Annotated in this window: 10 protein-coding genes and 1 rRNA gene; all 11 read left to right on the top strand. The window is 30.4% G+C overall.

The window, feature by feature from the left end:
* Positions 1–93, top strand: a 5S ribosomal RNA gene (rrf, locus tag E6771_RS12980); the annotation flags it as partial.
* A 142-nt stretch (positions 94–235) separates the two neighbouring features.
* Positions 236–784, top strand: a complete 549-nt coding sequence (gene gmhB / locus E6771_RS12975) for a D-glycero-beta-D-manno-heptose 1,7-bisphosphate 7-phosphatase (protein WP_316091765.1) — start codon at positions 236–238, stop codon at positions 782–784.
* Positions 785–856: 72 nt separating this feature from the next.
* On the top strand, positions 857–2,143 hold the full coding sequence (murF, locus tag E6771_RS12970) for a UDP-N-acetylmuramoyl-tripeptide--D-alanyl-D-alanine ligase (protein ID WP_316091764.1): 1,287 nt from the start codon (positions 857–859) through the stop codon (positions 2,141–2,143).
* A 53-nt stretch (positions 2,144–2,196) separates the two neighbouring features.
* Positions 2,197–3,285 (top strand): phospho-N-acetylmuramoyl-pentapeptide-transferase, encoded by a 1,089-nt coding sequence (mraY, locus tag E6771_RS12965; protein ID WP_316091763.1) that lies wholly within the window; start codon positions 2,197–2,199, stop codon positions 3,283–3,285.
* A 69-nt stretch (positions 3,286–3,354) separates the two neighbouring features.
* Complete coding sequence (gene murD, locus E6771_RS12960) at positions 3,355–4,662, top strand: UDP-N-acetylmuramoyl-L-alanine--D-glutamate ligase (RefSeq protein WP_316091762.1); 1,308 nt, start codon at positions 3,355–3,357, stop codon at positions 4,660–4,662.
* Entirely contained in the window at positions 4,659–5,735 is a 1,077-nt protein-coding gene (gene murG / locus E6771_RS12955) for an undecaprenyldiphospho-muramoylpentapeptide beta-N-acetylglucosaminyltransferase (protein ID WP_316091761.1), read from the top strand. Before murD ends, murG begins: the two co-directional genes overlap by 4 nt.
* A gap of 3 nt (positions 5,736–5,738) precedes the next feature.
* Positions 5,739–7,094 (top strand): UDP-N-acetylmuramate--L-alanine ligase, encoded by a 1,356-nt coding sequence (gene murC, locus E6771_RS12950; protein ID WP_316091760.1) that lies wholly within the window; start codon positions 5,739–5,741, stop codon positions 7,092–7,094.
* On the top strand, positions 7,094–7,945 hold the full coding sequence (gene murB / locus E6771_RS12945) for a UDP-N-acetylmuramate dehydrogenase (RefSeq protein ID WP_316091759.1): 852 nt from the start codon (positions 7,094–7,096) through the stop codon (positions 7,943–7,945). The genes murC and murB overlap by 1 nt, the downstream gene beginning before the upstream one ends.
* A gap of 11 nt (positions 7,946–7,956) precedes the next feature.
* The gene (locus E6771_RS12940) at positions 7,957–8,823 is read left to right on the top strand and encodes a D-alanine--D-alanine ligase (RefSeq protein ID WP_316091758.1); all 867 of its coding nucleotides are present in this window, start codon (positions 7,957–7,959) and stop codon (positions 8,821–8,823) included.
* A 27-nt stretch (positions 8,824–8,850) separates the two neighbouring features.
* Positions 8,851–9,546, top strand: a complete 696-nt coding sequence (locus E6771_RS12935; RefSeq protein ID WP_316091757.1) for a cell division protein FtsQ/DivIB — start codon at positions 8,851–8,853, stop codon at positions 9,544–9,546.
* Positions 9,536–10,837 carry a cell division protein FtsA gene (gene ftsA / locus E6771_RS12930; RefSeq protein WP_316091756.1) on the top strand — a complete coding sequence of 434 codons (1,302 nt, stop codon included), beginning with the start codon at positions 9,536–9,538 and terminating at the stop codon, positions 10,835–10,837. Before E6771_RS12935 ends, ftsA begins: the two co-directional genes overlap by 11 nt.

Below are 10,837 nucleotides of genomic sequence, written 5' to 3'. Positions count from 1 at the left end.
ACACCTGGTCCCATACCGAACCCAGAAGTTAAGCCCGTAAACGCTGAAAGTACTTGGAGGGAAGCCTCCCGGGAGGATAGGTACTTGCCAAGCTTTTTTTATTTTTTGAAAAAAATTATGTACAAACAATAAAATATAATGTATCATTTTAAGTGGTTGTTTTTTACTGAAAGAGAGAATAAAACATTCAGAAAATATACTCCGAAAAAATATAAAGAAATAAAGGAAGTTATAAATGAAGAAAGCAATTTTATTGGATAGAGATGGAACTATAAACGTTGAAAAAGATTACCTTCATAAAATAGAAGATTTTGAATTTGAGAAAAATGTAGTGGAAGCTTTGAAAATATTTTCCTCTTTAGGATACACTATGGCAGTTGTAACTAACCAGTCAGGAATAGCAAGAGGGTATTATACAGAGAAAGATCTTGAGAAATTAAATGAATATATAAAAAAAGAATTGGAAAAACAGGGAGTTATAATAGAGAAATTCTATTACTGCCCTCATCATCCAGAAAATGGCGTAGGAAAATATAAAATTGATTGTATATGCAGAAAACCAAACACAGGAATGTTGGAAGCAGCAATAAAAGAATTTGATATTGATAGAAGAGTTTCTTTTATGGTGGGAGATACTATTGCAGATATAGATGCAGGAAGCAGAGCTGGCCTTACTCCTATCCTTGTAAAAACAGGACATGGAATGGAGACACTGGAAAAAATTGGAGATAGAAAAATAGATATTTTTGATTCTCTCTATGATTTTGCATTAAGTTTGAAATAATTATGAAAATTCTTGTATACAAAAGTTTTTAATGATAAAATAAAGGTATTTAAAAGGAAAAGGAATGATAAAATGAAAATACTTTTTAATATTCTGGATGAAATATTTGGAATAAAGAGTGTAGTTGGAAAAAATGAAATAGCTCATGTTGTTATGGACAGTAGAAAAGTTCAAAAAGGGGATTTGTTTTTTGCTATAAATAATGGAAACAGCTATGTAGATGATGTACTTGATAAAGGTGCAGCTTTAGTAATAGCTGATAATTATAAAGGAAATGATAAAAGAGTAATTAAGGTGGATAACACTATAAAGTGTATGCAGGAACTGGCTAAAAAATATAGGAAAGCTCTTAACATAAAAATTATTGCTATAACAGGAAGTAATGGGAAGACTACTACTAAGGATATTATATATTCCATACTGTCACAAGAATTTGTGACAGCTAAAACTATGGGAAATCTCAATAACCATATAGGAGTTCCATTTACAATTTTACAGCTGGATAATAAATATGAAGTGGCAGTTCTTGAATTAGGTATGAGTGGCTTTGGAGAGATAGAATTATTATCTGATATAGCTCAGCCTGATATTGGTATTATAACCAATATTGGAGACTCTCATTTAGAATTTTTAAAAACCAGAGAAAATGTATTTAAAGCAAAAACTGAATTGGTAAAATATATTACAAAAGAAAATCTTATTATTTTTGGTGATGATCCATTTCTAAAAATATTAGATGGAATAAAAGTTGGATATGAAAATAATAATAATTATCAAATTAAGGATTTTAATGACAGTGATGAGGGACTTTCATTTAAATTAGATAAAGATAAGTATGATATAGCTCTAAATGGAAAGCATAACTGTATAAATGCAGCTATAGCTGTAGTAATAGGGAAAAAACTGAAAGTACCTTATGAAAAAATAAAGGATGGATTAAAAAATCTTGAACTTACTCCAATGAGGTTTCAAAAAATAGAAAAAGAAAATATTTTATATATAAATGATGCATATAATGCCAGCCCTATATCAGTAAACTTCTCACTTGAAACTTTTGATAAGCTGTACAATGATACTTTGAAAATAATTGTTCTGGGAGATATGCTGGAACTTGGAGAAAAAGAAATAGAGTATCATAAAAATATCATAGAAAAAGCTTTAAATGTTCATACAGATAAGGTATATTTATATGGAGAAAGAATGAGAAAAGCTTTGGAAATTGTACATGAAAATAAAGAAAGAATATTTCATTTTACAGAAAAGGAAGAGATAAAAAAACTTATCTTAAAAGAGCAGAAAAAAACTTCTGTTTTATTAAAAGGGTCTCGTGGAATGAAACTTGAAGAGATAATAGAGTAATTTTAGATAAATAAAAAATTTAGAAAAAATATAATGAGGAGATTAATAATAGAATGTTATATATATTAGGAGAGTACTTTGAAAGTCTTGCTTTTTTAAAGTCTATGTATTTGAGAGGGTTTATAAGCTTTACATTATCTTTTGTTTTAGTTTTGATATTAGGAAAACCATTCATAAACTATCTGAAAGTTAAAAAATTTGGTGAAAAAATCAGAGATGATGGTCCTGTCTCACATCTTTCTAAAAAAGGAACACCTACAATGGGAGGAGTTCTTATAGTTATAGTGATGCTGGTAACAAATCTTTTGGTTTCTGATATAACTAATCCATTTATTGATGTACTTCTTGTAGCTATGATGGGTTTTGCATCTATTGGATTTATTGATGATTATAAAAAATTTACTGTGAATAAAAAGGGACTTTCTGGAAAGAAAAAGCTTTTAGGGCAGGCTATGATAGCTGTTTTAGTATGGCTTTTTGTAACTCAGATAGGGTTAACAGGGGATAGAGTCTTTGATCTTTCAATAATTAATCCTTTGATTTCTGGAAGTATGTTCTATATAGGAAGTATAGGCATGCTGATTTTTATACTTATAATTCTTATGGGTACATCTAATGCTGTAAATATAACAGATGGTTTGGATGGACTGGCTATAATGCCAATGATAATATGTTCTACTATATTAGGAGCAATTTCTTATTTTACAGGAAATGTAAATATGAGTGAACACTTAAAACTTTTTTATATATCAGGTTCAGGAGAGATGTCTGTATTTCTAGCAACTATCAGTGGTTCAGGGCTTGGATTTTTATGGTATAATTTCTATCCAGCTCAAATATTCATGGGAGATACAGGTTCTCTTACACTAGGAGGAGTACTGGGAGTGGTTGCTATTCTTTTGAAGCAGGAACTTATTCTCCCAATAATTGGAGCAGTATTTGTGATGGAGGCTCTTTCAGTTATACTTCAAGTAGGATCTTTTAAGTTGAGAGGAAAAAGAATATTCAAAATGGCACCTATTCATCATCACTTTGAGCTTAGTGGTTTGGCTGAAACAAAGGTGACAATGAGGTTCTGGATAACAACTTTAATATTTGGAATGGTAGCATTGGGAATAATAAGATTAAGAGGAATTCTCTAATAAAGGAACCACGGAACTCCCGTGGTTTTCCGTCTATATAGGAAACAGAAAAAAAGGAAGGGAAATGTCATGAAAAAAGCAATGGTATTTGGAGCTGGTATAAGTGGTCTTGGAGCTGAACATCTGTTAAAAAATATGGGATATGAAGTAATACTTGTTGATGATAAAAAAGGAATATCCTCTAAAGAAGGTATGGAGTATTTAGATGAAATTGAAATTTTTGTTAAAAGTCCAGGAGTGCCATATAACGAAATTGTTATGAAAGCTAAAGAAAAAAAAATAAAATTAATAGATGAAATTGAATTAAGTTATGAATATATGTTACAATATGAAATAAAAAGTAAAATAATTGCTGTAACAGGAACAAACGGAAAAACTACAACTACGACTAAAATTACAGAACTTCTTCAATATGCTGGATATAAAGCTGAGTATGCTGGAAATATAGGAGTTTCATATGCAGAGCTGCTATTGAAACATAAAGACTTGGATTATATTGTTTTAGAATTAAGTTCATACCAACTTGAAAATCTTCTTGATTTCAAACCGTGGATAACTATGGTTATAAATCTTACTCCTGATCATCTTTCTAGATATAAGGATACAAATGATTACTACAAAACAAAATTTAATATAGGGAAAAATCAAAATGAAAATGACTATTTTATCTTTAATCTTGACTCAAAAGAAGTAGTAGAAAGAGAGAATTTTATATTTGGAAGAAAGATAAAAATATCTCAAAATATTAATAAAGAGTGTGATTTTTGGGTAAAAGATGGAAAACTCTATGGAAAAGATGGAAAAATTTTAGAATGTGCAAAACTTTCATTGAAAGGAAAACATAATCTTGAAAATGTACTTTTTATTGTAGCAGCTGCTAAAATAGTAGGAATACAAAATGAGAAAATTAGAGAGTTTTTATATAATACAAAAACTATTGAACATAGAATGGAAGACTTTTTCAATTATGGAAAAGTAAAATTTATAAATGATTCTAAAGGAACAAATATTGATTCAACAAAATTTGCAGTAGAAGCTTTTGATCAGTGTATTCTTATTTGCGGTGGATTTGATAAGAAGCTTGACTGGTCTCCTTTAGCAGAACTGATAAAGATTCATGCAAAGGAAGTATACCTTATAGGAGAAACTGCAGATGAGATTAACAGAATACTTTTAGAAAAAGGATATGACAGCAGCAGAGTATTTCTGCTTAGAGATTTGAAAAGCTGTCTTTTAAATATGAAGGAGAGATTTACCTCTGAGGAACCTCAGGTTGTACTTCTTTCTCCAGCAACTTCCAGTTTTGATCAGTTTAACAGCTACGAGCATAGAGGGGAAGTATTTAAGGAATTAGTAAGAGAAATCTTTGGTAGGTGAGAAATTTGAAAAAAATTATTTTAACGACTGGGGGAACAGGGGGACATATTTATCCTGCTATGGCTGTAGCTGAAGGTCTTAAATTAAAAAATATAGATGTTCTTTTTGTGGGAACTAGTATAAGAATGGAAAAAGATATAGTTCCTGAGGCAGGATTTAGATTCATTGGTTTAGATATAAAGCCTCCTAAAAATATAAAAAGTATATTTAAGTATATAAAAGGAGTCTGGCAAGGGATAAGAATAGTTGCAAAAGAAAAACCAGATGCAATAATAGGATTTGGAAATTATATTTCTGTTCCTGTTATAATTGGAGGGATACTTTTGAGAAAAAAAGTTTATCTTCAAGAGCAGAATGCCAATCTAGGCTGGACAAATAAAATGTTGTATAAATTTGCAGAAAAAACATTTTTAGCATTTGATAAAACATATGATGATATCCCCTTAAAATATCAGAAAAGATTTGATGTAACAGGAAATCCTCTGAGGGAAGAAATCAACTATGTAAATGAAAATGAAGAAAGAGAAAGACTGAAACTGGAAGAGGATGAGAAAGTCATTCTTATAACAGGTGGAAGTTTGGGGGCAAAAGATATAAATGAGGCAGTGATAAAGAACTGGGATAAGTTTCTTGAAGATAAAAAGCTGAGAGTTTATTGGGCAACTGGTGAGAATAACTTTGAAGATATTGGAAAAAGAATAGTGAAAACAAAGATGTCTGATACAGTAAAACCATATTTTAATAATATGATAAATATTATGGCTGCTGCTGATTTGATAATATGTCGTGCAGGTGCTTTAACAATTTCTGAAATAATAGAACTAGAGAAACCATCAATTATTATTCCATATAATTCTTTAAAAGTTGGACAGTATGACAATGCGAAGATATTAGAAGAAAATAATTCTGCCCTTGTATACACTAATACAGAAGCAGACAGTGCAATTGAAAAGGCTCTTGAGTTAGTAAAAAATGAAGAAGCATTGAAGTCTATGAGAGTGAGGATAAGATCTTTGAAAAAATCCAACGCTGTGGAAAAAATTATAAATGATTTAGATATTTGGAGGAATTAGTTGATGAAAAAGATTTACTTTATTGGTATAAATGGTATAGGGATGAGCGGACTAGCTAAAATAATGAAAACAAAAGGCTATGAGGTAAATGGTGCTGATCTGAACAGAGGATATGTCACAGAAGAATTAGAGAACATGGGGATAACTGTTTATAACACTCATGAAGGAGAACAGGTAAAGGGATGTGATATGGTAATAGCTTCAAGTGCTATAAAACATGATAATCCTGAATATAAATATGCACTAGAGAATGGAATAAAAATAGTAAAAAGAGGAGAGCTTTTAGCTATGCTTCTAAATAATGAAACTGGAATTGCAGTAGCAGGAACACATGGAAAAACTACTACAAGCTCTATGATGTCATCTGTTATGCTTAATCTTGATCCCACAATTGTAGTAGGTGGAATACTTCCAGAGATAGGATCAAATGCAAGAGCTGGGAAGTCAGAATATTTTGTAGCTGAAGCTGATGAAAGTGACAATTCTTTTTTATATATGAATCCATCATATGCTGTGATAACTAATGTAGAGGAAGATCATCTAGATACTCATGGATGCCTTGCAAATATAAATAAGTCTTTTTCTCAATTTATAGACCAAACTAAGAATGAAGTAGCAGTTTGTATAGACTGTGAAAATTTAAGAAAACTAGTTGAAAAAAAAGAAAAAGAAAAGATAGTAACATACAGTATAATTGATGAAGGAGCAGATATATTTGCTTATGATATTCAAGTAAAAAATGGAAAAACAAGTTATAATGTAGCAATAAAAGGAGAAGATACAGGGAGATATACTATATCTATTCCTGGATTTCATAATATTCTTAATTCTCTCCCAGTTATCTATTATGCTAAAAAATTTGGAGTAGATGAGAAATTTTTTAAAGAAGCTTTAGAAAATTTCAAGGGATCAAAAAGAAGATATGACATCCTTTATTGCAATGAAGACAAAGGGATAAAAATAATAGATGACTATGCACATCATCCAACTGAAATTAAGGCAACTCTTCAAGGGGCAAAGTCTATAGAACATGAAAAACTCACTATAATATTTCAACCTCATCGTTACAGCAGAGTGAAGTTTCTTCTTCAAAATTTTACAGATGCCTTTGAAGGCGCTGAAGAAGTATTGATTCTTCCTATATATAGTGCAGGAGAAAAAGATGAATTTGGAGTAACTGTAGAAGATCTTGGAAATGTTCTTAAAAATAAGAAAGTAGCAATTGAAAAAAATAGTGAAAAAATAGATGAAAGAGTTTTAAACTGTCAAGGACATGAGGTATTCATGTTTATGGGAGCAGGGGATATCTCTAAAGTAGCTCACAGAATAGCTGACAAATTAGAAGGGAAAAATAGATAATGAAGATACTTGAAAATCATGAAATGAAGCTGCACTCTAACATGAAAGTTGGAGGGATAGCTAAAAGATTTATAACAGTAGAAGATAAAAATGAACTTAAAGAGATATTTGAAAATAACAGTAATATTTTTCTTATTGGAAATGGAACTAATACATTGATAGATGAGGGAAATTTAGATATAACTTTTGTCTCTTTAAAAGAATTTGATAATATAAGAGAATTGGAAAGAGGTTTGGTGGAAGTAGAAGCTGGACTTGATTTCAATAAGCTTATTGCTTATATGAATAAAAATAATTACAGTGGGCTTGAGAATCTTGCTGGAATCCCAGGAAGTGTAGGAGGACTTGTCTACATGAATGGCGGAGCCTATGGAAGTGAAATATTCGACTGTATAAGTGAAATAGAAGTATTTGATGAAAATCATGAAATAAGAAGAATAAAAAAAGAAGATTTAGATTTTTCATACAGAAGAACAGAAATACAAAGCAGGAAATGGATAATAATAAATGCTGTATTTAGGTTCAAAGATGGTTTTGATCTTGGGAAAGTGATAGAAATACAGGCTTTGAGAGAGAGAAAACAGCCTCTGAATCTTCCCAACCTTGGGAGTACTTTTAAAAATCCAGCTGGAGATTTTTCAGCAAGACTTATATCAGAAGCTGGATTGAAAGGAACTGTCATAGGTGGAGCTCAGATATCAGAAAAACATCCTAATTTTATAGTTAATAGAGGTACTGCTACATTCAAAGATATTTCCGAAATATTAAAGCTGGTAAAAAGGACCATAAGTGAAAAATATGGAATAAACCTTGAAGAAGAAATAATAATTATAAAAAATTTGGATAAATAGGGGGAATAGTTTTGAAAATAGCTGTATTTATGGGAGGAATTTCTTCTGAAAGAGAAGTTTCTTTAAATAGTGGAAAAGAAATTTTAGAAAGTCTTTTAAAACAAGGTTATGATGCATATGGAATTGATGTTACAAAAGAAAATCTTGTTTCAGCTTTTATTGAAAATAAATATGATTTTGCATATCTTGCATTTCATGGAGGATTTGGAGAAGATGGAAGAGTACAAGGACTTCTTGATATGCTTGGAAAACCATATACTGGATCAGGGGCAGAGGCAAGTGGAATAGCTATGGACAAAGTTATTACTAAGAAACTTGCTGAAAGCGCAGGAGTAAGAATTGCCAAAAACTATGAGAAAGTATCTTATATAGATTCATACCCAGTCGTAATTAAACCAGCTTTAGAAGGTTCAAGTGTAGGGATATTTTTTTGTTATAACAAAGAAGAGGCAGAAAAAGCTGTAAGAGAACTTAGTGGAAAAAAAATTGTCATAGAAGAAATGATAACAGGAGAGGAACTTACAGTAGGAGTTATCAATGGAGAGGGAATTGGAGTACTTAGAATAATTCCTAAAAATAAGTTTTATGACTATGAATCAAAATATGCTGAAGGAGGCTCAGTACATGAGTATCCTGCTAAAATAGATAAAAAAGCATATGATGAAGCTCTTGAAAGTGCTGTGAAGGTACATAATATACTTGGACTTGCAGGAATATCAAGAAGTGACTTTATTCTTAAAGATGATAAGGTATATTTTCTTGAAGTAAATACACTTCCTGGAATGACAAAAACAAGTCTTATCCCAGATCTAGCAACTTTAAAAGGATATACTTATGATGATATTGTAAAGATAATGGTAGAAACGTTTAAAAGATAGATCAAGTCTAAAAGTGAGGAGATTTTTTTGAAATTTATAATAAGACTTTTCACAATATTAGGAATAAGCTTTTTAATTTTCTCTATTCCTTCAAAATTCTTAAAGTTAGATTTTTTTAAGATAGAGAGGGTTAATATAAAGGGTGAACCAAAATTATTATTAAGGGAATTGACAGAACTAGGAAAAACAACATATAATAAGAACATATGGGACTTAGATTTTAAGAGTATAGAAGATGAGTTGAAAAAAGATGTCAGAGTAAAAAGTGCCAGTGTAGAAAATAATACATTGGGAGAGCTTACTATAAAAATAGAGGAAAAGGAGCTATTTTACTATGCCCAGATTAAAGATAAAATATATTTAGTAGATTCAGAAGGAGTAGTATTTGGTACTTTTAATGAAAAAGAAAAAAAGGATATTCCTCTTATTTCAGTAAAAGAAAAAGGAGAGATAAAAAGTCTGCTTAATGTTTTAGTCTTGATGGATGATTATCTATTGAAAGAATTAGTGTCTCAAATTTACATAAAAGATAAAAATTGCATTGAAATAATCCTTGTAGATGGTACAATAATAAAAACCAATGAAGAGATAAAAAGAGAAAAATATAAAGTTGTAGAAACTTTGTATTCGGAACTGGTCAAAAGCAAAAAAGTAGAATATATAGATTTGAGATTTAATGACTTTATAGTAAAAAGTTTGGGGGATAAAAGCGATGACAGATAATAGAGATAGTATAATAAAAACAGCAGTAGATATGGGAAATATGAAAATAAAAGCTGTCACTGGAGAATTATCTGCTGATGGTGAAAATTTAAAAATATTGGGATATGTAGAAGTTCCAAGTCGTGGAATGAAAAAGTCAGTTGTAGAAAACCCAGAAGAATTGAGTCATTGCCTGGCTTATGCACTGGGACAATTAAGAGAACAGACTGATATCCCTATTGAAAAAATATCAATAGGAATAAGTGGAGAAGCTATCAAATCAAGGACCACTAATGTAAGATATTCCTTTGATGAAAAAGAAATTGGAGAAAAAGAAGTAGATACATTGATTAGAATGGCTGAACATGAACTTCTTACTGGAAAAGAAAGAATATTAAAGAGAGAAATATATAATATAAGAGTAAATAATTCAGGAATAATTAAAAATCCAATAGGTGTCACTGGAAAAGAAATGCAAGGGGATGTTCATCTGATATACATAGATGAAGCAGAAGCAGAAAAATTGGTAGAAGTAGTAAACAGAATAGGGCTGGAAGCAGAACAAGTTCTTCTGAATGCCTATGCATCTGCTAAAGCCTCTCTTGATGATGAAGATAGAAGAATGGGAGTTGCCTTAATCGATATTGGTGAAGGTTCAACAGATATAATTCTATTTAAGAATGATAAACTTATCTATTCAAAATCACTTCCTTTAGGTGGAATGCACTATGTAAATGATATAAGTTATTTGTTTCAGATATCTAAACAGGAAGCTTTTGAAATATTGTCAAAATTAAAAAATAAAGATATACATGAAGAACATATATTCTGTGGTGATACTAAAAAAGTGTCAGTAGCAGATATAAAAAATATAATAGATGCAAGAACAGAAGACATAATTAGTTTTATTACTCAAACTATTGAAGAATCTGGATTTAATGGATATCTTGGAAAAGGTTTGGTATTAACAGGAGGAGCTATTGTTATTGATGGACTTCTTGAAAAAATAAATAAAAAAACAGGATATGTTGTGAGAAAAGTACTTCCTCATGCTTTTCGAGGACTGGAAGATGTAGATGCCAGCATGGCTACAGTTATAGGAATCTTTAGTGAAATAATGGAAGAGGAATATAATAAAATGCAGTCAGGTTTCTATTCACAGCAGAATGAATCTGAAGATCCTTCAAAAATTATAACTGAAGAGACTGAAGAGGACGACTTGGATAAATTACTAGAAAATGATAAAAATAACAGCAGAAAGAAAAGTGGAGCATTCAGCAGTATAAAGAATTGGTTTTCTAATTTTATTTAA

The organism is Fusobacterium sp. (assembly GCF_032477075.1).
Lineage (GTDB): Bacteria > Fusobacteriota > Fusobacteriia > Fusobacteriales > Fusobacteriaceae > Fusobacterium_A.
Note: the sequence above shows the minus strand (reverse complement) of the source record. Positions and strands in the feature narration are given on the sequence as shown.